The organism is Pseudomonas sp. IT-196MI5 (assembly GCF_949767415.1).
In the GTDB taxonomy this organism is placed as follows: Bacteria; Pseudomonadota; Gammaproteobacteria; order Pseudomonadales; family Pseudomonadaceae; genus Aquipseudomonas.
Genome location: NZ_CATKPZ010000044.1, coordinates 42,899 through 63,806, shown reverse-complemented (window position 1 = coordinate 63,806; position 20,908 = coordinate 42,899). Strand labels below are relative to the sequence as shown.

21 protein-coding genes, 4 tRNA genes and 1 pseudogene are annotated in these 20,908 nt (G+C 59.3%); 18 read left to right on the top strand and 8 right to left on the bottom strand.

Features of this window, described 5'->3' with window-relative positions; translation table 11 throughout:
- Nucleotides 1–102: 102 nt before the first annotated feature.
- Nucleotides 103–1,050 carry a 4-hydroxy-3-methylbut-2-enyl diphosphate reductase gene (gene ispH, locus ACM6IK_RS21200; protein ID WP_414875871.1) on the top strand — a complete coding sequence of 316 codons (948 nt, stop codon included), beginning with the start codon at nucleotides 103–105 and terminating at the stop codon, nucleotides 1,048–1,050.
- Here the strand turns inward: ispH and ACM6IK_RS21195 are convergent.
- On the bottom strand, nucleotides 1,019–1,558 hold the full coding sequence (locus ACM6IK_RS21195) for a GspH/FimT family pseudopilin (protein ID WP_414875870.1): 540 nt from the start codon (nucleotides 1,556–1,558) through the stop codon (nucleotides 1,019–1,021). The genes ispH and ACM6IK_RS21195 overlap by 32 nt on opposite strands.
- A gap of 130 nt (nucleotides 1,559–1,688) precedes the next feature.
- On the opposite strand from ACM6IK_RS21195, the gene ACM6IK_RS21190 reads away from it, so the two are divergent.
- Genes ACM6IK_RS21190 through thiO form a run of 7 tightly spaced genes read left to right on the top strand, consistent with a single transcriptional unit; the run spans nucleotide 1,689 to nucleotide 5,772 of the window.
- Nucleotides 1,689–2,162: a GspH/FimT family pseudopilin gene (locus ACM6IK_RS21190; protein WP_414875869.1), complete on the top strand. Its 474-nt coding sequence runs from the start codon at nucleotides 1,689–1,691 to the stop codon at nucleotides 2,160–2,162.
- Entirely contained in the window at nucleotides 2,159–2,608 is a 450-nt protein-coding gene (pilV, locus tag ACM6IK_RS21185; RefSeq protein WP_414875868.1) for a type IV pilus modification protein PilV, read from the top strand. Before ACM6IK_RS21190 ends, pilV begins: the two co-directional genes overlap by 4 nt.
- The gene (locus tag ACM6IK_RS21180) at nucleotides 2,605–3,312 is read left to right on the top strand and encodes a PilW family protein (RefSeq protein WP_414875867.1); all 708 of its coding nucleotides are present in this window, start codon (nucleotides 2,605–2,607) and stop codon (nucleotides 3,310–3,312) included. Before pilV ends, ACM6IK_RS21180 begins: the two co-directional genes overlap by 4 nt.
- A 10-nt stretch (nucleotides 3,313–3,322) precedes the next feature.
- Entirely contained in the window at nucleotides 3,323–3,802 is a 480-nt protein-coding gene (locus tag ACM6IK_RS21175; protein WP_414875866.1) for a PilX N-terminal domain-containing pilus assembly protein, read from the top strand.
- A 58-nt stretch (nucleotides 3,803–3,860) separates the two neighbouring features.
- A complete protein-coding gene (locus tag ACM6IK_RS21170) occupies nucleotides 3,861–4,202 on the top strand; it encodes a hypothetical protein (protein WP_414875865.1) in 342 nt (113 codons plus the stop codon).
- Between the two features lie 14 nt (nucleotides 4,203–4,216).
- Nucleotides 4,217–4,618 (top strand): type IV pilin protein, encoded by a 402-nt coding sequence (locus ACM6IK_RS21165; RefSeq protein ID WP_414875864.1) that lies wholly within the window; start codon nucleotides 4,217–4,219, stop codon nucleotides 4,616–4,618.
- A gap of 53 nt (nucleotides 4,619–4,671) precedes the next feature.
- Complete coding sequence (thiO, locus tag ACM6IK_RS21160) at nucleotides 4,672–5,772, top strand: glycine oxidase ThiO (protein WP_414875863.1); 1,101 nt, start codon at nucleotides 4,672–4,674, stop codon at nucleotides 5,770–5,772.
- A gap of 129 nt (nucleotides 5,773–5,901) precedes the next feature.
- On the opposite strand, the gene ACM6IK_RS21155 is transcribed toward thiO, so the two are convergent.
- From ACM6IK_RS21155 to ACM6IK_RS21140, 4 genes and pseudogenes are all read right to left on the bottom strand, one after another.
- A complete protein-coding gene (locus ACM6IK_RS21155) occupies nucleotides 5,902–7,239 on the bottom strand; it encodes a sigma-54-dependent transcriptional regulator (protein ID WP_414875862.1) in 1,338 nt (445 codons plus the stop codon).
- A pseudogene (locus tag ACM6IK_RS21150) lies at nucleotides 7,236–7,538 on the bottom strand (hypothetical protein); the annotation flags it as partial. The pseudogene ACM6IK_RS21150 and the gene ACM6IK_RS21155, both read right to left, overlap by 4 nt.
- A gap of 46 nt (nucleotides 7,539–7,584) precedes the next feature.
- Nucleotides 7,585–7,818: a PP0621 family protein gene (locus ACM6IK_RS21145; protein WP_223454819.1), complete on the bottom strand. Its 234-nt coding sequence runs from the start codon at nucleotides 7,816–7,818 to the stop codon at nucleotides 7,585–7,587.
- Between the two features lie 200 nt (nucleotides 7,819–8,018).
- Nucleotides 8,019–9,041 carry an outer membrane protein assembly factor BamD gene (locus ACM6IK_RS21140; protein WP_414875861.1) on the bottom strand — a complete coding sequence of 341 codons (1,023 nt, stop codon included), beginning with the start codon at nucleotides 9,039–9,041 and terminating at the stop codon, nucleotides 8,019–8,021.
- Between the two features lie 151 nt (nucleotides 9,042–9,192).
- On the opposite strand from ACM6IK_RS21140, the gene rluD reads away from it, so the two are divergent.
- From rluD to ACM6IK_RS21105, 7 genes are all read left to right on the top strand, one after another.
- Entirely contained in the window at nucleotides 9,193–10,155 is a 963-nt protein-coding gene (gene rluD, locus ACM6IK_RS21135; RefSeq protein WP_007990414.1) for a 23S rRNA pseudouridine(1911/1915/1917) synthase RluD, read from the top strand.
- Nucleotides 10,152–10,877, top strand: a complete 726-nt coding sequence (gene pgeF, locus ACM6IK_RS21130; protein ID WP_414875860.1) for a peptidoglycan editing factor PgeF — start codon at nucleotides 10,152–10,154, stop codon at nucleotides 10,875–10,877. Before rluD ends, pgeF begins: the two co-directional genes overlap by 4 nt.
- Before the next feature lie 129 nt (nucleotides 10,878–11,006).
- On the top strand, nucleotides 11,007–13,571 hold the full coding sequence (gene clpB, locus ACM6IK_RS21125) for an ATP-dependent chaperone ClpB (RefSeq protein ID WP_414875859.1): 2,565 nt from the start codon (nucleotides 11,007–11,009) through the stop codon (nucleotides 13,569–13,571).
- A gap of 403 nt (nucleotides 13,572–13,974) precedes the next feature.
- Nucleotides 13,975–14,050, top strand: a tRNA-Asn gene (locus tag ACM6IK_RS21120).
- A gap of 9 nt (nucleotides 14,051–14,059) precedes the next feature.
- Nucleotides 14,060–14,136: transfer RNA gene (locus ACM6IK_RS21115), tRNA-Pro, on the top strand.
- Nucleotides 14,137–14,141: 5 nt separating this feature from the next.
- A tRNA-Lys gene (locus tag ACM6IK_RS21110) sits at nucleotides 14,142–14,217 on the top strand.
- Nucleotides 14,218–14,312: 95 nt separating this feature from the next.
- A tRNA-Pro gene (locus ACM6IK_RS21105) sits at nucleotides 14,313–14,389 on the top strand.
- Between the two features lie 177 nt (nucleotides 14,390–14,566).
- On the opposite strand, the gene ACM6IK_RS21100 is transcribed toward ACM6IK_RS21105, so the two are convergent.
- The 3 genes from ACM6IK_RS21100 to ACM6IK_RS21090 all read right to left on the bottom strand — a co-directional run bounded on the left by ACM6IK_RS21100 (nucleotide 14,567) and on the right by ACM6IK_RS21090 (nucleotide 16,830).
- Nucleotides 14,567–15,865, bottom strand: a complete 1,299-nt coding sequence (locus tag ACM6IK_RS21100; RefSeq protein WP_414875858.1) for an NAD(P)/FAD-dependent oxidoreductase — start codon at nucleotides 15,863–15,865, stop codon at nucleotides 14,567–14,569.
- 60 nt (nucleotides 15,866–15,925) lie between these two features.
- Entirely contained in the window at nucleotides 15,926–16,099 is a 174-nt protein-coding gene (locus ACM6IK_RS21095) for a DUF3094 domain-containing protein (RefSeq protein WP_007970531.1), read from the bottom strand.
- Between the two features lie 104 nt (nucleotides 16,100–16,203).
- Complete coding sequence (locus ACM6IK_RS21090) at nucleotides 16,204–16,830, bottom strand: DUF1780 domain-containing protein (protein WP_007970534.1); 627 nt, start codon at nucleotides 16,828–16,830, stop codon at nucleotides 16,204–16,206.
- 220 nt (nucleotides 16,831–17,050) lie between these two features.
- On the opposite strand from ACM6IK_RS21090, the gene ACM6IK_RS21085 reads away from it, so the two are divergent.
- From ACM6IK_RS21085 to ACM6IK_RS21075, 3 genes are read left to right on the top strand one after another with little or no spacing between them, the layout of a single operon-like run.
- On the top strand, nucleotides 17,051–18,394 hold the full coding sequence (locus tag ACM6IK_RS21085) for an MFS transporter (RefSeq protein ID WP_414875857.1): 1,344 nt from the start codon (nucleotides 17,051–17,053) through the stop codon (nucleotides 18,392–18,394).
- 3 nt (nucleotides 18,395–18,397) lie between these two features.
- Nucleotides 18,398–19,618: a benzoate/H(+) symporter BenE family transporter gene (locus tag ACM6IK_RS21080; RefSeq protein ID WP_414875856.1), complete on the top strand. Its 1,221-nt coding sequence runs from the start codon at nucleotides 18,398–18,400 to the stop codon at nucleotides 19,616–19,618.
- A 16-nt stretch (nucleotides 19,619–19,634) separates the two neighbouring features.
- On the top strand, nucleotides 19,635–20,903 hold the full coding sequence (locus ACM6IK_RS21075) for an OprD family porin (protein WP_414875855.1): 1,269 nt from the start codon (nucleotides 19,635–19,637) through the stop codon (nucleotides 20,901–20,903).
- The last annotated feature ends 5 nt before the right edge of the window (nucleotides 20,904–20,908 follow it).

Below are 20,908 nucleotides of genomic sequence, written 5' to 3'. Positions count from 1 at the left end.
ACATCGATGTCGTCTGACACATCGCTTTCGCGAGCAGGCTCGCTCCCACAGTTGGTTTCTACAGTTTTCGCTATTTCTTGCGCGCAAGACACGAGGCACAGCATGCAAATCAAACTCGCCAATCCCCGTGGCTTCTGCGCCGGTGTGGACCGGGCGATCGAAATCGTCAACCGCGCCCTGGAAGTCTTCGGGCCACCGATCTACGTGCGCCATGAAGTGGTTCACAACAAGTTTGTCGTCGAAGACCTGCGCTCCCGTGGTGCGATCTTCGTCGAAGAGCTGGACCAGGTGCCGGACGACGTCATCGTGATCTTCAGTGCCCACGGCGTTTCCCAGGCCGTGCGCAGCGAAGCGGCTGGCCGTGGGCTGAAAGTGTTCGACGCCACGTGCCCGTTGGTGACCAAAGTCCACATCGAAGTGGCGCGTTACAGCCGCGACGGCCGTGAATGCATTCTCATCGGCCACGCCGGTCACCCGGAAGTCGAAGGCACCATGGGCCAGTACGATGCCGGCAGTGGTGGCGCGATCTATCTGGTCGAAGACGAGAAAGACGTTGCGGCGTTGCAGGTGAACAACCCTGAAAAGCTCGCCTTCGTGACTCAGACTACCTTGTCGATGGACGACACCAGCCGTGTTATCGATGCGCTGCGTTCGCGCTTCCCGGCCATCGGTGGACCGCGCAAGGACGACATTTGCTACGCCACGCAAAACCGTCAGGATGCGGTCAAGCAACTGGCCGAAGAGTGCGACGTGGTGCTGGTGGTCGGTAGCCCGAACAGCTCCAACTCCAATCGCTTGCGTGAATTGGCTGAACGCATGTCCACTCCGGCCTATCTGATCGACGGTGCCGAAGACCTGCAAAAAAGCTGGTTCGACGGCGTCGAGCGTATTGGCATCACCGCTGGCGCATCTGCCCCGGAAGTCCTGGTGCGCGGTGTGATCCAGCAGTTGCAGGCCTGGGGGGCTACCGGTGCCGATGAACTGGCCGGTCGCGAGGAGAACATCACGTTCTCGATGCCTAAAGAGCTGCGCGTTCGCTCGTTGACCTGAATTTTTTCCTTTTTTCGCATAACGGATGCTCAGCCTTGTCGCTACGCAGGCTGACGCGACCGGTCTTGGCCAACACCACTTGATGTTGGCTCACCTGTTCGCGAACAGCGCAAACGTGTAGCGTCCCTCCAAACAGTGACTCGCCCTGACCTCTGAAGCGTATTGAGCTTTCGACCGTACTGTTCCCCACAATCGATATGCGGGCGCCGCTCTGGCGTTCGGCCAACAGTGGATTGTCGCTGTCCATCTCCCCCTTGCCGCTGATATCCAGAAGGATCCGCCAGCCCTGGCTCCAGTCGCCATTGATGCCGTGAATCACCACGGCCTGGTTGCGGACGATGGCTTCAGTCCGGGCGGTGCGAATACCGCTGAAAAGAGCCTGCGCCGCTTGCTCTCTTTGGTTCGACTCGATGAGTGCTCCGTATGTCGGACTGACCAAATGCAGAACAATTCCTGTAATTGCCAGTCCCATGAGCAGTTCGATCAGGCTGAAGCCTTGTTGCCGCATGACAATTCCCTCCGTGGCGTGCTGTGGATCGCGCAATCCCTGCGCGAGAAATGGCAACGCAAACGCACCGCATCGTTCGAATGTTGTGCCGCGCTAGGGCAGGTATAGCTGAAGGAAACAGAAGACCTCGATGGATCATCCTACAAAAGGTTTCACGCTGATCGAGATGCTGGTCGCGATCGCGATCCTTCTGATTCTGTTGACTCTGGCTGTTCCGGCATTTACCCGCTCGACGCAAACAACCAGGGCCGATACCGAAATCGCTGACCTGCAACGAGCCCTGAATTTTGCCCGGCTTGAAGCCATCGAGCGGGGCAACACCACACGGGTGCGCCCGACGACCGGTGATGATGTCTGGAGTGGGGAGCTGGCGGTTTACGACAGTACGGGCGCTTTGGCCAATGTATTGCGGGTTGTTCCGGCGATGAGCAGCGGCGCAACTCTGGCGCTAACCTCTGGCGTCACTGCCATCGATTTCAACAGTATGGGCGGATTGTCATCACCGTCTTCAGAGGTGGTGATCAGCTATGGGCGGGGAGCACAAAGCAGGACGTTGACGGTGTGTTTGAACGGGCGAATTCTATTGGGTGGAAATTGCGGATGAAAGCAGGGAGCAAGCGCACGCAGGAGGGCATGACGCTGATCGAAGTCCTGGTGGCGTTAGTCATTCTGGGAGCGGGATTGCTGGGGGCCGCGGCGTTTCAGCTCAATGCGTTGAAGTACACGGACAGCGCGCGCATGACCAGTCAGGCCAGTTTTATCGCCTACGACCTGATGGACCGCATTCGCGCCAACGCCGCTGCGGACTACACCATCGCGCCGCCGGCTTCGGGCAATCCGGACGTTACCCGGGATCAGGACCTGTTTGACTTCAACGCCAATATTGTCAGTTCGCTCGGTGCAACCGCGACGGGCAGCGTCACCGTCAATCAGCAGGTGTACACCATCACGATTACCTGGGACGACTCACGGGCTGCGAAGGCCGCCGACTCGCGGCGCAGCTTCATCCTGGCCAGTCGTACGGCCATTGATCCGGTGGTGACCCCGTGAGTCGCTGCAGCAAGGGGTTTGGCCTGGTCGAGCTGCTGATCGCCATGGCTTTGAGCCTGATTGTGGTGCTGGGCGTGGTACAGGTTTTTATCGCAGCCAAGAACACCTATCTCAGCCAGAACGCGGCCGCGAACATGCAGGAGGACGCACGTTTCGTGTTGAGCAAAATGATTCAGGAAGTCCGCATGGTCGGGATGTTCGGTTGTCTGGAATCGATTACCGATTCAAGTGAGAAAAGGGATTTCCATGCCAGTCAGCTAGCACCGATCCGTTGGGACAACGGCGGCCGCAAGTTGACGCTGGTTACGGCGGATGTCGGCGGCAATGGCGGCAAGCCGGACTGGACCGTGCTTTCCGATTGTCGAACCCATTCGACGGCCTACAGTGAGGGTCGGGCTCCAGTGGCAGGGCAGCTGGCATTTCCGATCCGGCGGCTTATTTACAGCTTCAACAACAACCAACTGTTGATGAAAGGCGGGGCCGCAGCAGATCAGGTATTGGTGGATAACGTCAGCGCTTTCGACGTGAGCTTTGGCCTGGCCAGCACAGCCACTGATCTGGCTGCTTCGCGCTACAGCAGCAACCCGCCGGACCCCGCGCTGATTCGTAGCGTTCGCCTGAGCCTGACCCTCACCGATCCGAACCGCCGGGTGAGCGATCAAACCTTCAACGTGGTTGCCGCTCTGCGCAACCGCTTGCCATGAGAGGGTGCCAATGATTCGGTCTCCCATGACGTGTGACGCCCAGCGTGGCATGGCACTGTTGGTCAGTCTGGTGTTCCTGCTCTTGCTGACGCTGATTGGTCTTTCATCGATGCAGAGTGCCACCCTGCAGGAAAAAATGGCCGGTAGCGTCGCCTTGCGCAATCAGTCGTTCCAGAGTGCCGAAGCCGCATTGCGGGTGGGTGAGAGTGCCGTGCGGCGAAACAGTTATGCGTTACCTGTTTGTGGCGGCATCGTTCAATGCGCACCACCGTCCGAGTCTTCGACTATTACCGCTGCCGGTTTCAACGCCTCTTCAGGCGTGACCTGGGTTGCATCGGGCAAGGGCTTTTATGGCGTGCAAAATATCGGTGTCAGTAAAATTGCAGTGAATGTGCCCATCAATACCCCGGCGACCTTGTATCGGGTAACGGCGGTCGGCATCGCGGGGCATTCGCGCAGTGTAGTGGAGAGCATCTATGCGAAGTACTGAGCGACCTGTCAGGTTATGGTCACAACTGATCGGTGTCGTAGTCGCGCTTGACCTGTCGATGTCGGCGCACGCTGCCACGTCAGCGGATTCGCCAGCGCTGAACCGGCCAACCTGTCTGGCGAATGGCAACTGGTACGGTTTTTACCACAGTAATCAGGGGTTGAAAGCCGTCTGCCTGAAGCTGCCCGAGGCAATCGGCGTTAAGATGCTCGACAGCAACGGCGATGGAATAGTCGACAACAGCGACACGCTCTCCGACGGCGTGATCTTTGTTGGAGAGCATTCGACCCAGGACGCCGGTGATAATGGCGGCGCCGTGAACGATTCCACTGGCGACGGTACTCCGGGGATGGAAAAAACCGGCGGTAGCCGTCGCATCATGTGGCGACAAATACAGTAAGTGAGAGTTGAGGCATGCGTAGTTCCAACCGCGGTTTTACCCTGATCGAAATCATGATCGTGATTGCGATCATCGGGATTGTCATGACCATTGCCGCCCCGAGCTTCACCGAATACCTGAACAAGGGCCGTCGCGCAGAAGTGGCCGGTCTGCTCTCGGAGCAGGCGCAGCTCCTGGAGCGCTTCTACTCGCAAAAAAATGCCTACACCGATGCGACGGGCCTCAGTGCCGGCAATGATTACTATGCCATCACACCGACCCTGACCGACCAGACCTTCCTGTTGACGGCGGTGCGCAAGGCTGACTCGAGCATGGCCACTGACAAGTGTGGTGATCTGACCATCACCAATACCGGAGTCCTCGGCATGGTCAACGCAAAATCCGGCCTGACCAGCAAAGACTGCTGGGGGCGCTGAGTTTTTTCGGGTGCCTTTTGCACTCTCTGTCTATTTAACGATTGGATCAGAACATGACCAGGCAACAGCAAGTGGTGATTGTCGGCGGTGGAGTGATTGGCTTGCTCACGGCCTATAATCTCGCGTCCGAAGTGCAAAGCGTTGTGCTGCTGGATCGCTCGAACGTAGGCCAGGAATCGTCCTGGGCGGGTGGCGGCATCGTTTCGCCGCTCTACCCGTGGCGCTACAGCCCGGCGGTCACCGCGTTGGCTCACTGGTCCCAGGACTTCTATCCACAACTGGGCGAGCGCTTGTTTGCCGCCACCGGCGTTGATCCTGAAGTGCACACCACCGGTCTGTATTGGCTGGATCTGGATGACGAGGCTGAAGCGCTGGCATGGGCCGCCCGGGAAAATCGTCCGTTGAGTGCGGTGGATATTTCGGCAGCCCACGACGCCGTGCCGGTGCTGGGCAACGGTTTTTCCCGGGCGATCTACATGGCCGACGTCGCCAACGTGCGTAATCCGCGACTGGTGAAGTCACTCAAGGCTGCGTTGCTGGCGCTGCCGAACGTGACGCTTCATGAGCAGTGCGAAGTCAGCGGGTTTGTTCGTGACGGCAATAAAGTGGTCGGCGTGCAGACCGCCACAGGTGCTGTCCTGGGCGATCAAGTCGTCCTGACGGCGGGGGCCTGGAGTGGTGATTTGCTCAAGCGTCTGGATCTGACGCTGCCGGTCGAGCCGGTGAAAGGGCAGATGATTCTCTACAAGTGTGCGGCGGATTTCCTGCCGAGCATGGTCCTGGCCAAGGGCCGTTATGCGATTCCCCGGCGCGACGGGCACATTCTGATCGGCAGTACGCTGGAGCATGAAGGCTTTGACAAGACGCCGACCGGGTCGGCACTGGAAAGCCTGAAGGCGTCCGCGGTGGAATTGATCCCGGCACTGGCCGAGGCCGAAGTAGTGGGGCATTGGGCCGGATTGCGCCCGGGGTCACCCGAGGGCATTCCTTATATCGGCCCGGTACCGGGGTTTGACGGGCTCTGGCTCAACTGCGGGCATTACCGCAACGGGCTGGTGTTGGCGCCAGCGTCATGCCAGTTGTTTGCCGATGTGATGCTGGGCCGGACGCCGATTATCGATCCGGCGCCTTATGCGCCTGCCGGGCGGCTCTGACTGCTGGACAGTTGTCGTTTGTCAGATCGCCATCGCGAGCAAGCTCGCTCCCACAGGGTCATTGGTGAACACAACAACTGCGAACACCTCAGAATCATTGTGGGAGCGAGCTTGCTCGCGATGGGGGCCTCAATCCAGTCCAAACTTCTTGAGCCTGTAGCGCATCGACCTGAATGACAGGTTCAACCGCTGAGCCGCCGCCGTGCGGTTCCAGCGGGTTTCCTCCAGGGCCTGGAGCAGCAGTTGGCGTTCGACGTTTTCCAGGTAGGTTTCCAGGTTGTCGATCCGGGTCAGGTCCGGCACGCCACCTTCAGCCCCACGGTTGCCTTCAGCCAGGCGCAGGTCGCCGGCTTCGATCTGTTTGTTCTCACACAGTGTGTGTGCCCGTTCGAGCATGTTCTCCAGTTCCCGCACATTGCCCGGGAAGCGATAGCTTTTCAGTGCATCGAGGGCCTGGGGGTGGAGTCTCGCTGCAGGTTGACCGCTATCGGCGGCCAGGCGCTTGAGTATGTGGCTGGCCAGTATTTCTATGTCATCGCGACGCTCGCGCAAGGGTGGCACCCGGAGTTCGATCACGTTCAAGCGGTAGTAAAGATCATGGCGAAAGCGTCCGGCGGCGACTTCGGCGCCAAGGTCCTTGTGTGTGGCGCAGAGAATGCGCACATCCACCGCCACTTCCTGCTGCCCGCCGACGCTGCGTACGGCTTTCTCCTGAATCGCGCGCAGCAATTTGACTTGCATGGCCAACGGCAGGTCAGCCACTTCGTCGAGGAGCAGGGTGCCGCCGTGAGCTGTCTGGAACAGACCGGGTTTGTCTTCGATGGCGCCGCTGAAACTGCCTTTGCGATGGCCGAAAAACTCACTTTCCAGCAGTTCCGAAGGAATTGCCGCGCAGTTGATCGCAATGAACGGTTGATGGGTGCGGGGGCTTTGATCATGAATCAGGTGCGCGACCAACTCCTTGCCGCTGCCGGACTCTCCGCTGATGTATACCGTCGCATGGCTGCTGGCCAGTTTGGTGATCTGTTTGCGCAGGTTGCGCATGGGCAATGAGTCACCCAGCAAGCGACGATCGATGCGGACCCCGCGGGCAGGAACCAGCAGGGCGCTGGTGACCAGTTCACGCAGGCGCGTAAGGTCCACCGGTTTGGTCAGGAAGTCGAATGCTCCGGCCTTGAGCACATTGATCGCGGTTTCGAGGCTGGCAAAGGCGGTGATCATCGCCACCTGGACCTGAGGGTGGCTTTGCTGGATGTGCTGCACCAACTCCAGGCCAGTACCATCCGGCAACTGCATGTCGGTCAGGCATAGATCGAAGGTTTCGCGTTTTAGCAGGGATTGCGCTTCACCAACGTTGCGGGCGTTGAACGTCTCCAGTCTCATCCTTCCCAGGGTGATTTCCAGGAATTCGCGCATGTCCGGTTCGTCATCGACGATCAAGACTTTTTGTCGTGGTCTCGTGTTCAACGTGGGCTCCGTCCGTGAGCATAGGTAATACAAAGGCAGCCGCTTTCCTGGCGTGCCTTGAAGTCTAGGCGGGACAGAATGCTTTCGTCCGGCTGGCCGGACAGATAAAGCCCCAGGCCCTTGATATAGGGGGCTGGGGCTTCATTATCGAGTATTTCCAGTGATTTCAGGTCGAGCCGCAGCGGCGACATTTGCTCGCGGCACAACAAGTGGAGGACGTTTTCGATTACCCGGTTCATTCGCAGAGAGTGATCTTGAATAATCTGCGTCAGACGTCGATCGATGCCTTTCAGTTCCTTGGGGGTGGGCGATAGTTCTCAATCGACCGCCATTTCGGGTGAGGTGTCAGCGGCCTCTGGAGCCCTTGTCTTGCTCGAGATGAGCCTGGCTGCAATACCATTGCTGGTCGAGGCTCAGCGCACGGTCACGGGGCAGGTGAACGCCGCAATGGGCGCAACGGACCATGGGCGCCGCTTCCCGTTCGGCAGGGGGCTTGGGGGTGGAGGCCTGCCCCTTGAATTTGCGCCAGAACCATACTGCAGCGGCAATCAGGGCAATCCAGAACAATAAACGAAGCATGGTGTGCTGCTTTTCGACTAGTGATTAGCTAGTTTAGCCAAGGACATGGCCAGCGCACAGCCTAATAGCTTATGCAGGAGCGAGCTTGCTCGCGATGGTCTCAAGGACGACGCGTTTATTCAGACAAAGCGCGTTAACGTTGACGTCCATCGCGAGCAAGCTCGCTCCTACAAGTCTCCCTTTTTGCACAACCCGAGGTGTCAGTCGAACACGCCGAAAGTCATGCGGCTGAACCACGAGCGGTCGCTGTCGTTGCCTTGCGCTTCGTGATTTTCTTCTTCGGCCGCGTCGCCATTGTCGTCTTTAGGCTTGAGCTCGGCCGGGATCGCGTCCTTGGCGTCCTGGAACTGCCTCTGCACGTCCTGGTTGGCGCGGGTTTCGCCCGGTGGCAGCGGTGGACGGGACTCGATCAGGCCCAGGGTCGCCTTGCTCAGCCACGAACGGTTGTCGGCTTCGGCCACGGTCGGCACGAACTGACCGTCGACCAGCGTCGGGTGGTTCGGGTAGTTGAGCTTCAGGGTTTCCAGGCTGGTGGCAGCCAGTTCGTCCAGGTGCATGCGCTGGTAGGCCTCGGTCATCACCGCCAGACCGTCGCCGACTGAAGGAGTTTCCTGGAAGTTTTCCACCACGTAACGACCGCGGTTCGCGGCGGCGACATAGGCCTGACGGGTCAGGTAGTAGTCGGCCACGTGAATTTCGTAGGCCGCCAGCAGGTTGCGCAGATAAATCATGCGCTGCTTGGCGTCTGGCGCGTAGCGGCTGTTCGGGAAGCGGCTGGTCAGCTGGGCGAACTCGTTATAGGAGTCGCGGGCGGCGCCCGGGTCACGCTTGGTCATGTCCAGTGGCAGGAAGCGCGCCAGCAGGCCGACGTCCTGGTCGAAAGAAGTCAGGCCCTTGAGGTAGTAGGCGTAATCGACGTTCGGATGCTGTGGGTGCAGACGAATGAAGCGTTCCGCAGCGGACTTGGCCGCTTCTGGTTCGGTGTTCTTGTAGTTGGCGTAGATGAGTTCAAGTTGCGCCTGATCGGCATAACGACCGAACGGATAACGCGATTCCAGAGCCTTGAGCTTGGCGATGGCACTGGTGTAGCTACTGTTGTCCAGGTCGTTTTGAGCCTGTTGGTACAGCTCGACTTCACTGAGGTTTTCGTCTACGACTTCCTTCGATGAGCAAGCAGCGGTCAATGCGAGGATGGCGATCAGCAGCAGGTGTTTCACTTGCATGGCGGCTTGCGTCCCTATGACGGCCGCTGTCTTGGGCGTGGCCGTCCTGTTATGATGAACGCCCCGTTGAATAGCCTCGGGGCAAAAGACGCCGTATTTAACCACAAGCGCGCAGCCGAAACCAAAGGCTGTGCCGACGCCTAGTCTGAGCATGTCCGATAAAATTGAACTCCGCGCAGAGGTGCCGTCCGAATTGGGCGGCCAACGCCTCGATCAAGTCGCCGCACAATTATTCGCTGAGCACTCGCGCTCGCGCCTTTCCGCCTGGATCAAAGACGGCCGCCTGACTGTGGATGGGGCGGTTATCCGCCCGCGAGACATCGTCCATGGCGGCGCCATCCTTGAGTTGACTGCCGAGCAGGAAGCTCAGGGCGAATGGGTCGCTCAAGACATTGCCCTGGACATCGTCTACGAAGACGACGACATCCTGGTGATCAACAAGCCTGCGGGCCTGGTGGTGCACCCGGCTGCCGGTCATGCCGATGGCACCCTGCTCAACGCCTTGCTGCACCACGTGCCGGACATCATCAATGTGCCCCGCGCCGGTATCGTGCATCGCCTGGACAAGGACACCACCGGTCTGATGGTGGTGGCCAAGACCATTCAAGCGCAGACGCAGTTGGTGACACAGTTGCAGAGCCGCAGCGTCAGCCGGATCTACGAGTGCATCGTGATCGGTGTGGTGACAGCCGGAGGCAAGATCAATGCGCCGATCGGTCGTCACGGCCAGCAGCGCCAGCGCATGGCCGTGATGGAAGGTGGCAAGCAGGCCGTCAGCCATTACCGCGTGCTCGAGCGTTTCCGCTCCCACACCCACGTGCGGGTGAAGCTGGAAACCGGTCGTACGCACCAGATTCGCGTACACATGGCGCACATCAACTACCCGTTGGTCGGAGATCCTGCCTACGGCGGTCGTTTCCGTATCCCGCCGGCCGCCAACCCGACCATGGTCGAGTCGCTGAAAAACTTCCCGCGTCAGGCGCTGCATGCGCGTTTCCTGGAACTGGATCATCCGACCACTGGTAAGCGCATGAGCTGGGAATCGCCGTTGCCGGAAGATTTCGTCTGGCTGCTGACCCTGCTCAAGCAAGACCGTGAGGCGTTCATCGGATGAGTGACTGGCTGATTCCTGACTGGCCCGCGCCGGCCGGGGTCAAGGCCTGTGTGACCACCCGTGCGGGCGGCGTCAGTGTGGCGCCGTTCGACAGCCTTAACCTCGGCGATCACGTCGGCGACAGCCCTGAAGCTGTTGCCGAGAATCGCCGTCGTCTTACCGATCATTTCTCCATTCAACCGGCCTGGCTGCAGCAGGTCCACGGCATTGTCGTGGCCCATGCCGATCCAGGCCGGGTGGTCACCGCCGATGCCAGTTGGACGTCGACACCCGGTATCGCCTGTGCGGCGATGACTGCGGACTGCCTGCCAGCGTTGTTTTGCGACCGTGCCGGGACTCGTGTCGCGGCGGCCCATGCCGGTTGGCGTGGGTTGGCTGCTGGCGTGCTGGAAGCCACACTCGACAGTCTGGCGGTACCGCCTGACGAGGTATTGGTCTGGCTTGGCCCGGCCATCGGTCCGCAAGCCTTTGAAGTCGGCCCGGAAGTGCGTGAAACCTTCGTGCAGCAGTTGCCGCAAGCGGCGCAAGCCTTTGTGCCGAGCCACAATGCCGGCAAGTTCATGGCCGACATCTATATGCTGGCCCGCTTGCGTCTGGCCGCTCGCGGCGTCACGGCCGTCTATGGTGGCGGACTCTGCACCGTGACCGATCCGCGCTTCTTTTCCTACCGGCGCAGTCCTCGCACCGGTCGATTTGCTTCCTTGATCTGGCTCGAACGCTAGACTTCCCTGACCTGCATCAACGTCACGACGCTTGAAACTCCCAGAATCGACCACATCTATTGTGCTATCTGGCAGGTTTCTTCATTCGGGATGTTTATAGGTCCGGCCTGCTCAAAAGGAAGGTGACCCATGCGTATAGACCGTTTAACCAGCAAGTTGCAGTTAGCGTTGTCCGATGCCCAATCCCTGGCTGTCGGCCACGATCATCCGGCCATTGAACCGGCGCACTTGATGCAAGCCTTGCTCGAGCAGCAGGGTGGCTCGATCAAGCCTCTGCTGATGCAGGTGGGCTTCGACGTCAACAGCCTGCGTAAAGAGTTGACCAAAGAGCTCGACCAGCTGCCGAAAATCCAGAACCCGACCGGCGACGTGAACATGTCGCAGGATCTGGCGCGCCTGCTCAATCAGGCCGATCGTCTGGCCCAGCAGAAGGGCGACCAGTTCATCTCCAGCGAACTGGTGCTGCTCGCCGCCATGGACGAGAACAGCAAGCTCGGAAAACTGTTGCTCGGTCAGGGCGTGAGCAAGAAAGCCCTGGAGAATGCAATCAACAACCTGCGCGGTGGCGAGGCGGTCAACGACCCGAACCACGAAGAGGCGCGCCAGGCCCTGGATAAATACACCGTCGACCTGACCAAACGGGCCGAAGACGGCAAGCTCGATCCGGTGATCGGCCGTGACGATGAAATTCGCCGGACCATCCAGGTGCTGCAACGTCGGACCAAGAACAACCCGGTGCTGATCGGTGAGCCTGGCGTGGGTAAAACCGCCATCGCCGAAGGCCTGGCCCAGCGCATCATCAACGGCGAAGTGCCGGACGGCCTCAAGGGCAAGCGTCTGTTGTCCCTGGACATGGGGGCGCTGATTGCCGGTGCCAAGTATCGCGGTGAGTTCGAAGAGCGGCTCAAGGCGTTGCTCAATGAGCTGTCGAAGCAGGAAGGGCAGATCATTCTGTTCATCGACGAACTGCATACCATGGTCGGCGCCGGTAAAGGTGAAGGCTCGATGGATGCGGGCAACATGCTCAAGCCGGCCCTGGCCCGTGGTGAGCTGCACTGCGTGGGCGCCACTACGCTCAACGAGTACCGCCAATACATAGAGAAGGACGCCGCCCTCGAGCGACGTTTCCAGAAAGTGCTGGTGGACGAGCCGAGCGAAGAAGACACCATCGCCATTCTGCGTGGCCTCAAGGAGCGGTATGAGGTTCACCACAAGGTGGCGATCACTGACGGAGCGATCATTGCCGCAGCCAAGCTCAGCCATCGCTACATCACTGACCGGCAGTTGCCGGACAAGGCCATCGACCTGATCGACGAGGCCGCCAGCCGCATCCGTATGGAAATCGACTCCAAGCCGGAAGTGCTGGACCGTCTGGAGCGCCGCCTGATTCAGCTGAAGGTGGAATCCCAGGCGCTGAAGAAAGAAAGCGACGACGCGGCGAAGAAACGCCTGGAAAAATTGCAGGAAGAAATCGCTCGTCATGAGCGTGAGTACTCGGACCTTGAAGAAATCTGGAACTCGGAAAAAGCCGAGGTTCAGGGTTCTGCGCAGATCCAGCAGAAGATCGAACAGTCCCGTCAGGAACTGGAAGCCGCTCGCCGCAAGGGCGACCTGAACCGCATGGCGGAGTTGCAGTACGGGGTGATCCCGGACCTGGAACGCAGCCTGCAAATGGTCGACCAGCATGGCAAACCCGAAAACCAGTTGCTGCGCAGCAAGGTGACTGAAGAAGAGATCGCCGAAGTCGTTTCGAAGTGGACCGGTATCCCGGTGTCGAAGATGCTCGAAGGCGAGCGCGAAAAGCTGATGAAGATGGAAAGCCTGTTGCACCAGCGTGTGATCGGCCAGGACGAAGCGGTTGTGGCGGTTTCCAACGCGGTGCGGCGTTCCCGCGCCGGTTTGTCCGACCCAAATCGCCCGAGCGGCTCATTCATGTTCCTCGGCCCGACCGGTGTCGGTAAAACCGAGCTGTGCAAGGCGCTGGCTGAATTCCTCTTCGATACGGAAGAGGCGATGGTGCGGATCGACATGTCCGAGTTCATGGAGAAACATTCCGTGGCTCGCTTGATCGGTGCGCCACCGGGTTACGTCGGTTATGAAGAGGGCGGTTACCTGACCGAGGCCGTGCGTCGCAAGCCATATTCGGTGATCCTCATGGATGAGGTCGAGAAGGCGCACCCGGATGTGTTCAACATCCTGCTGCAAGTGCTCGAAGACGGTCGTCTGACCGACAGCCATGGCCGCACGGTGGATTTCAAGAACACCGTGATTGTCATGACGTCCAACCTGGGATCGGTGCAAATCCAGGAACTGATCGGCGATCGCGAGGCGCAGCGTGCAGCGGTGATGGATGCGATCTCCACGCACTTCCGGCCGGAGTTCATCAACCGGGTCGACGAAGTGGTGATCTTCGAGCCATTGGCGCGGGATCAGATCGCCGGCATTACCGAAATCCAGTTGGGGCGTCTGCGCAGCCGCCTGACCGAGCGCGAGCTGAAGCTTGAGCTCAGCCCTGAAGCCATGGACAAGCTGATCGCGGTCGGTTACGACCCGGTGTATGGCGCACGGCCGCTCAAGCGCGCTATCCAGCGCTGGATCGAGAACCCGCTGGCACAGCTGATCCTGTCCGGTCGATTCATGCCGGGCGATACCGCTCACGGTGTGGTGGAGAACGACGAAATCGTCTTCGTCTGACCCTCTGTAGGAGCGAGCTTGCTCGCGATGGTCGTTAACGATAACGCGTGTTAACTGGCTAAACGTGGCGCTCGTGAGTCCATCGTCGGAACGCCGCCCGGAGCAAGCTCGCTCCTACAAGAACAACATTGCTCGTCTTGTGAGGCCTTTTTTTCGTTAGGCTGTTGAACTCAAAGGAAAAGGCTTGTAAAGTGCGCCCCGCAGTCAGTCACTCGCCAGGGTTTCCGCTCCCCATGCAGGAATCCAAAATAAGTTGCAAATCATTAACTTGAAAGCAATTTAGGGGGTTGACAGAGGTGCTGAAGATTGTAGAATAGCGCGCCTCAGACACACGAACGCAGCGATGCGAACGGGTTGAAGAGAACGCAGTAAAGCTTCAAAGTTGTAAATTGAAATGTGTAGTTCCGTGATAGCTCAGTCGGTAGAGCAAATGACTGTTAATCATTGGGTCCCAGGTTCGAGTCCTGGTCACGGAGCCAATTTCAAGCCGGGGTATAGCGCAGTCCGGTAGCGCGCCTGCTTTGGGAGCAGGATGTCAGGAGTTCGAATCCCCTTACCCCGACCATTTTTGGGTCGTTAGCTCAGTTGGTAGAGCAGTTGGCTTTTAACCAATTGGTCGTAGGTTCGAATCCCACACGACCCACCATTTTTGAAACCAGTTAGCGCTGGAATCGAATCTTAAGATCAGAGGCCAAAAGCGCTGATCGAGGAAGGCGCCTTTCAAAGGTGCCTTTTTTTTACCGGGGTATAGCGCAGTCCGGTAGCGCGCCTGCTTTGGGAGCAGGATGTCAGGAGTTCGAATCCCCTTACCCCGACCATATTAAAAATCCTCGTATCGAAAGATACGGGGATTTTTTTTGCCCATAAGAAACTCAGAAACTCCGCAAAGCCAGTGTGGGAGAGAGCTTGCTCGCGATAGCGGCCTGACATTCAACACATGTACTGAATGCCAGACCGCTATCGCGAGCAAGCTCGCTCCCACAGTGGTTGAGGTGTTAGTGCAGCTTCAGCCGTGGCTCAGTCCCGCGGCCGATCTTGCTGCCCAGCATCAGCATCGCCGTGCGGAACGGCCCGTACAGCGCCATCTGGTGCATGCGGTACAGCGACACGTAGAACATCCGCGCCAGCCAGCCTTCGAGCATCACGCTGCCGGTGAGGTTGCCCATCAAGTTACCCACAGCCGAAAAACGCGACAGCGAGATCAGCGAGCCGTAGTCGGTGTACTTGTACTCCGGCAGTGCCTTGCCTTCGATGCGCAGTTTCAGCGATTTGGCCAGCAACGAAGCCTGTTGGTGCGCGGCCTGGGCACGTGGCGGCACATTGCGGTCGCTGCCTGGTTGCGGGCAGGCGGCGCAGTCACCGAAGGCGAAAATGTTCTCGTCGCGAGTGGTTTGCAGGGTCGGCAGCACGTGCAGCTGATTGATGCGGTTGGTTTCCAGTCCATCGATGTCCTTGAGGAAGCCCGGTGCGCGAATCCCCGCAGCCCAGACCTTCAGGCTGGCGTTGATCACTTTGCCGTCGGCGGTAATCAAGGCGTCTGTCGTCACTTCGCTGACAGCGGCATTGGTCATGACGTTGACCCCGAGTTTCTCCAGGGTTTTATGCACAGGTCCGCCAATCCGCTCTGGCAGCGCCGGCAGCACCCGTGGCCCGGCTTCGATCAGGGTGATGTGCATGTTCTCCGGTTTGATCCGGTCCAGGCCATAGGCTGCCAATTCATGGGCGGCGTTGTGCAGTTCGGCGGCCAGCTCGACCCCGGTGGCACCGGCGCCGACGATCGCTACGCTGATTTGCTCGACTTTGTCGGTCTGCCCGGCATGGGCGCGCAGGTAGTGATTGAGCAGTTGCTGGTGGAAACGCTCGGCCTGTTTACGAGTGTCGAGGAACAGGCAGTGTTGCGCCGCGCCCTGGGTACCGAAATCGTTGGTGGTACTGCCGACGGAGATCACCAGCGAGTCGTAAGGCACTTCGCGGGCCGGCACCAGTTCCAGACCGGCTTCGTCATAGGTGGCGGCCAGCTGGATTTTCTTCTTCGCCCGATCGATCCCGCTCATGCGCCCCAGCTGGAACTCGAAGTGGTTCCATTTGGCCTGGGCGACATAGTTGAGTTCGTCTTCGGAAGAGTTCAGGGAGCCGGCCGCCACTTCGTGCAACAAGGGTTTCCAGATGTGGGTCAGGTTCGTGTCGACCAGCATCACACGGGCCGTGCCGCGCTTGCCCAGAGTCTTACCCAGGCGGGTAGCCAACTCCAGACCGCCGGCGCCGCCGCCGACAATGACAATACGATGGGACATGGGGATAACTCGCAAGGCTAAAAGAAATCGGTACGGTTACCCACGCGAGCGCAAGGCAGCTCATAGCGTCAGGTAACTGATAAGTCGGCTCAACAGGCCCAGACCAATGGTCACTGCCAATACCAGTACAAGGAGCATCCACGGCCGGAAAGGCCGGCGCTCGACTTGGTGCTGGGACAACTGCAGGTACTCTTCGACATGCTTTTGGTCGTCGGGGTTCAGGCGGCTGGTCATATCGGGCCTCGTCAGGGGTAGACGTTGCTGAATGTCTGGAAGCTACAGGTAAATTATTCAGCTGTGAACGAAGCTTAGCTGCTGACCGGGGAAAGGCTCGAATCTCACAGACTGATCCCGACGTCAAAAACAATGCTGCGTCCCAGGTTGCTGCGCAGGAAATCCGGCGCATCCGGGTGAGCGAACAGCACACGGGCGAAGGTCGGCCCGACCAGCGACAGCGAACGCCAGCCCTGGCGCAGGTATTCGGTCGGTGGCGGGAAATGGCTGTTGAGGTCCAGCACTTCGCGTTTGAGGCTGGCGAAGGCAATGATGTCCAGCTCACCCAGATCCATGCCGCGCTCTTTGTAGTTGTGCGCTTTTTTGCGCAAAGTCGGCGCCAATCGCAGCAAGAACTCGTTGGCGGGGATACGTCGTGGCTTGGCCTCGCGGCGTACCAGTTGACTCAGGGAAAACGCGCTGCGCCGGCGTTGCAGTTCGTCGCGCCATTCATCGTTGAGGCGCCGGCCCTCGTCGAGCACGAAGAACACCTCGAAACTGGCATCGCGAAACAACACATCCGGCGGCTCTCCGGCGGGGGCGAATTCATCGGCGCGATAGGGAATGTTCAAGCCTTGCAGCAGGCGCTGGCACACCCAACGCTCACGCTCCCATTTGCGGGCATTGGACAGGAACGCGTTGGCTTGCTCGGCCGCGATGGTCAGCAGGCGTAAATAATCTGAGTCATCCATAGGCCCAAGCTTAGCGTTCAAATGTGATCGCAAAGAAGACAATTTTGTCGCAGAGGCTCATAGCCTTCCGTTCCCATGCCCGTTCCAGGGCCCTGCACAAAACGGATAGTGATCTGCGCGCACTGGCTATTGCCACGTATCGGGCGGCTCTACCCTCGGCTGTACGGACGTAAGCCGTGTTATCGACGCTCTAAAAAAACAACAACAAGAGATATATGCCATGCGCAAGATCGACGTACATGAGGTTATCGACAACGCTCGTTTCAACCGCTTTCACTGGATGGTGCTGTTCTGGTGTGCCCTGATCATCATCTTCGACGGTTACGATCTGGTGATTTACGGCGTGGTGTTGCCGATGCTGATGAAAGAGTGGGGGCTCAGTCCTCTGCAAGCCGGTGCACTGGGCAGCTATGCACTGTTCGGCATGATGTTCGGCGCGCTGTTCTTCGGATCGCTGTCGGACAGGATCGGCCGCAAAAAAGCCATCACGATCTGCGTGATGCTCTTCAGTGGCTTCACCGTGCTCAATGGTTTCGCCCGAAACCCCACCGAGTTCGGCCTCTGTCGCTTCATTGCCGGGCTCGGCATAGGTGGCGTGATGCCTAACGTCGTGGCACTGATGAACGAGTACGCGCCGAAAAAAATCCGCAGCACGCTGGTTGCGATCATGTTCAGCGGTTACTCGGTGGGCGGCATGCTGTCCGCCGGACTGGGCATTGTGCTGATCCCGAGTTTCGGCTGGCAGTCGGTGTTTTTCGTGGCGGTCCTGCCGTTGCTGTTGTTGCCGCTGATCATGTATTTCCTGCCCGAGTCGGTGGGCTTCATGCTGCGTCAGGGGCGCAATGAAGAGGCGCGCAGTATTCTCCGGCGGATCGATCCGGCCTACGTCGCGCAAACGTCCGATCAAATGCACATGGCCGAAGTGAAAGGCACGGGCACCCCGGTGTTGCAGCTGTTCCGTGAAGGCCGTGCGCTGCGCACGCTGATGCTGTGGCTGGCGTTTTTTTGCTGCCTGTTGATGGTGTACGCGTTGAGTTCCTGGTTGCCGAAACTGATGGCCAACGCCGGTTACAGCCTGGGTTCGAGCCTGTCGTTCCTGCTGGTGTTGAACTTCGGGGCGATCTTCGGCGCGGTCGGTGGCGGGGTGCTGGGCGACAAACTCAATCTGCCGAGAGTGCTGGCGGTATTTTTCGCCATGGCGGCGGTGTCGATAACCCTGTTGGGCTTCAATAGCCCGATGCCGGTGTTGTACCTGCTGATCGCCATTGCGGGTGCCACCACCATTGGCTCGCAGATTCTCTTGTACGCCTGCGCCGCGCAGTTTTATTCCATGACGATTCGTTCTACCGGTCTGGGCTGGGCGTCGGGCATTGGGCGTAATGGGGCCATTGTCGGTCCGCTGCTGGGTGGTGCCTTGCTCGGGATCAGCCTGCCGCTGCAACTGAACTTCATGGCGTTTGCCTTGCCCGGTGCGGTGGCGGCCCTGGCCATGACCGTGTTCGCCATCAGCAGCCGACGCAGCGCTGCTAGTCTCACCCCAGCGCTGTCAGCGACCGGTGCCTGAATCATGAAAGCGTTTTTCCAGGACTTCTCGGTGTCAGCCGCCGTGGCCGGATTCATCGCCACGGTGATTTCCTATGCCGGCCCATTGGTGATCATTTTTCAGGCAGCAGAAGCGGCACATCTTTCGCGAGAAGTGTTGTCGTCCTGGATCTGGGCGATCTCCATTGGCAGCGCCGTGCTCGGTATCGGTTTGAGCCTGCGCTACCGCGTTCCGGTGATCATCGCCTGGTCGGCGCCTGGCTCGGCGTTGCTGGTAACGCTGTTGCCGGACATTTCCATGGCAGAGGCGGTGGGGGCGTATCTGGTCAGCAGCCTGATCATTTTCGCGGTTGGCCTCTCGGGGGCTTTCGACCGGATCATCAGCAAGCTGCCCGCCGCCATCGCGGCGGCGATGCTGGCGGGGATTCTGTTCAGTTTCGGCACCGGGTTGTTCGTGTCGATGCAGCGCAAGCCGTTGCTGGTCCTGGTGATGTTTGCCACGTACCTGATCTGCAAGCGTGTGATGCCGCGTTATGCGGTGATGATGGTGTTGTTGGTGGGGTGTTCGATTGCCGCGCTCTCCGGTGATTTGCATCGTGAAGCGCTGGTGATCGGCCTGGCCACGCCGATGTGGATCACGCCCGAGTTCAGCCTTGGCGCGATCCTGAACATCGCCCTGCCGCTGGTGATGGTGGCTCTGACCGGTCAGTTCGTGCCCGGCATGGCGGTGCTGCGCGCCAGTGGATACTCAACGCCGGCGAGCCCGATCATCGCCAGTAGCGCACTGGGCACGGCATTGCTGGCGCCGTTTGGTTGCCATGGGCTGAATCTGGCGGCGATCACCGCGGCGATCTGCACCGGTCGCGAATCCCACGAAGATCCTCGCAAGCGCTACGTGGCCGGGGTCGTCGGCGGCTTGTGTTACCTGCTGCTGGGGATCTTCGGCGCCACGCTGGTCTCGCTGTTTTCAGCATTTCCCAAAGAGTTGATCGCGGCACTGGCCGGCCTTGCCTTGTTCGCCGCCATTGCTGGCGCGCTGACGGGCGCGATGGCGGTGCCGAGCGATCGTGAAGCCGCGCTGGTGACCTTTCTGGTCACGGCTTCGGGCATGTCGTTGTTCGGTTTGTCCGCGGCGTTCTGGGGGCTGATTTTCGGTATGGTCACCCATGTGCTGTTGAGCGCCCGCCGTCCCGTTCCTCCTCGTAAAACCACTGCAACTGAAGTCCTTCAATCAGTCGAAAAATAACAACAAGAGAAAAACGATGAAACAGATTCTCCCAACAACCGGTTCGGCGTTGTCCCTGGCTGTCGTCTCGAGTTTTTCCACGGGCACGATGGCTGCCGAAAAAGGCTTTATCGAAGACAGCACCGCGACGTTGCAGGCGCGCAATTACTATTTCAGCCGCGACTATTCCGACATCGTCGGTGCCAATCAGCAATCGAAGGCTGAAGAGTGGGCCCAGGGTTTCATCCTCAACGTGAAGTCCGGATACACCCAGGGCACCGTCGGTTTTGGGGTGGATGTCATCGGCTTGCTCGGCCTCAAGCTCGACAGCGCCCCGGACCGGGTCAATACCGGTTTGCTACCGGTGCAGGACGATGGCCGCGCGGCGAACGATTACAGCCGTCTGGAAGGCGCGTTGAAGATGCGTTACTCAAAGACCGAGCTGAAAGTTGGTGAGTTGCAACCCAATTTGCCGGTGCTGGTGTTCAGCGATATTCGTCTGCTGCCGCCGAGTTATCAAGGCGCAAGCCTCACCTCCAACGAGATCAATGGTCTGACCCTGCAGGGCGGTCACTTGAGTTCGACCAGCCTGCGCAACGAGGCCGGCGACGAAAAAATGCAAGCCATGCTCGGTCATGTGCCGCAGCGTCAGGTCAGCAGTGACGGTTTCAACTTTGCTGGCGCCGATTATGCCTTCAACGACAAACGCAGCTCGGTCAGCGCCTGGTACGGGCAACTGGAAGACATCTATAACCAGCGCTTCCTGGGCCTCAAGCACAGCGAGCCGGTGGGCGACTGGATCCTCGGCGCCAATCTCGGTTACTTCGATTCCCGCGAGGATGGCAAAAAACTGTTGGGCAACATCGACAACCAGGCGTTCTTCTCGTTGCTGTCGGCCAAGCGTGGCGGCCATACGTTTTACGTCGGCTATCAAGGCATGTTCGGTGACAGCGCGTTCCCACGGGTGTTTGCCAATATTTCGCCACTGGGCAACGAAGTGCCGACCTACGAGTTCGCCTTCACCGATGAGCGCTCCTGGCAGGCGCGCTACGACTACGACTTCGCGGCGCTCGGCGTACCGGGGCTGACCAGCACCGTGCGTTACATCACCGGCAATAACGTCGATACCGGCAAGGGGTTTGAAGGCAAGGACCGCGAACGCGATCTGGACATTGGCTATGTGCTGCAAAGCGGCAGTCTCAAAGGCTTGGGGATTCGCGTGCGCAATGCAATGGCGCGTTCCAACTACCGCAGTGATATCGATGAAAACCGCCTGATCCTCAGCTACACGTGGACCCTGCTATGAGCACC

What these genes read in the sequence shown, in the direction of transcription:
- rluD (WP_007990414.1), top strand. Translation starts at nt 9,193, where the DNA reads ATGTCCGATAAAATTGAACTCCGCGCAGAGGTGCCGTCCGAATTGGGC.
- ACM6IK_RS21165 (WP_414875864.1), top strand. Translation starts at nt 4,217, where the DNA reads ATGCGTAGTTCCAACCGCGGTTTTACCCTGATCGAAATCATGATCGTG.
- ACM6IK_RS21170 (WP_414875865.1), top strand. Translation starts at nt 3,861, where the DNA reads ATGTCGGCGCACGCTGCCACGTCAGCGGATTCGCCAGCGCTGAACCGG.
- ACM6IK_RS21095 (WP_007970531.1), bottom strand. Translation starts at nt 16,099, where the DNA reads ATGACCAGCCGCCTGAACCCCGACGACCAAAAGCATGTCGAAGAGTAC.
- pilV (WP_414875868.1), top strand. Translation starts at nt 2,159, where the DNA reads ATGAAAGCAGGGAGCAAGCGCACGCAGGAGGGCATGACGCTGATCGAA.
- ACM6IK_RS21080 (WP_414875856.1), top strand. Translation starts at nt 18,398, where the DNA reads ATGAAAGCGTTTTTCCAGGACTTCTCGGTGTCAGCCGCCGTGGCCGGA.
- clpB (WP_414875859.1), top strand. Translation starts at nt 11,007, where the DNA reads ATGCGTATAGACCGTTTAACCAGCAAGTTGCAGTTAGCGTTGTCCGAT.
- ispH (WP_414875871.1), top strand. Translation starts at nt 103, where the DNA reads ATGCAAATCAAACTCGCCAATCCCCGTGGCTTCTGCGCCGGTGTGGAC.
- ACM6IK_RS21090 (WP_007970534.1), bottom strand. Translation starts at nt 16,830, where the DNA reads ATGGATGACTCAGATTATTTACGCCTGCTGACCATCGCGGCCGAGCAA.
- ACM6IK_RS21190 (WP_414875869.1), top strand. Translation starts at nt 1,689, where the DNA reads ATGGATCATCCTACAAAAGGTTTCACGCTGATCGAGATGCTGGTCGCG.
- ACM6IK_RS21175 (WP_414875866.1), top strand. Translation starts at nt 3,323, where the DNA reads ATGATTCGGTCTCCCATGACGTGTGACGCCCAGCGTGGCATGGCACTG.
- ACM6IK_RS21075 (WP_414875855.1), top strand. Translation starts at nt 19,635, where the DNA reads ATGAAACAGATTCTCCCAACAACCGGTTCGGCGTTGTCCCTGGCTGTC.
- ACM6IK_RS21085 (WP_414875857.1), top strand. Translation starts at nt 17,051, where the DNA reads ATGCGCAAGATCGACGTACATGAGGTTATCGACAACGCTCGTTTCAAC.
- ACM6IK_RS21100 (WP_414875858.1), bottom strand. Translation starts at nt 15,865, where the DNA reads ATGTCCCATCGTATTGTCATTGTCGGCGGCGGCGCCGGCGGTCTGGAG.
- pgeF (WP_414875860.1), top strand. Translation starts at nt 10,152, where the DNA reads ATGAGTGACTGGCTGATTCCTGACTGGCCCGCGCCGGCCGGGGTCAAG.
- ACM6IK_RS21195 (WP_414875870.1), bottom strand. Translation starts at nt 1,558, where the DNA reads ATGCGGCAACAAGGCTTCAGCCTGATCGAACTGCTCATGGGACTGGCA.
- ACM6IK_RS21145 (WP_223454819.1), bottom strand. Translation starts at nt 7,818, where the DNA reads ATGCTTCGTTTATTGTTCTGGATTGCCCTGATTGCCGCTGCAGTATGG.
- ACM6IK_RS21140 (WP_414875861.1), bottom strand. Translation starts at nt 9,041, where the DNA reads ATGCAAGTGAAACACCTGCTGCTGATCGCCATCCTCGCATTGACCGCT.
- thiO (WP_414875863.1), top strand. Translation starts at nt 4,672, where the DNA reads ATGACCAGGCAACAGCAAGTGGTGATTGTCGGCGGTGGAGTGATTGGC.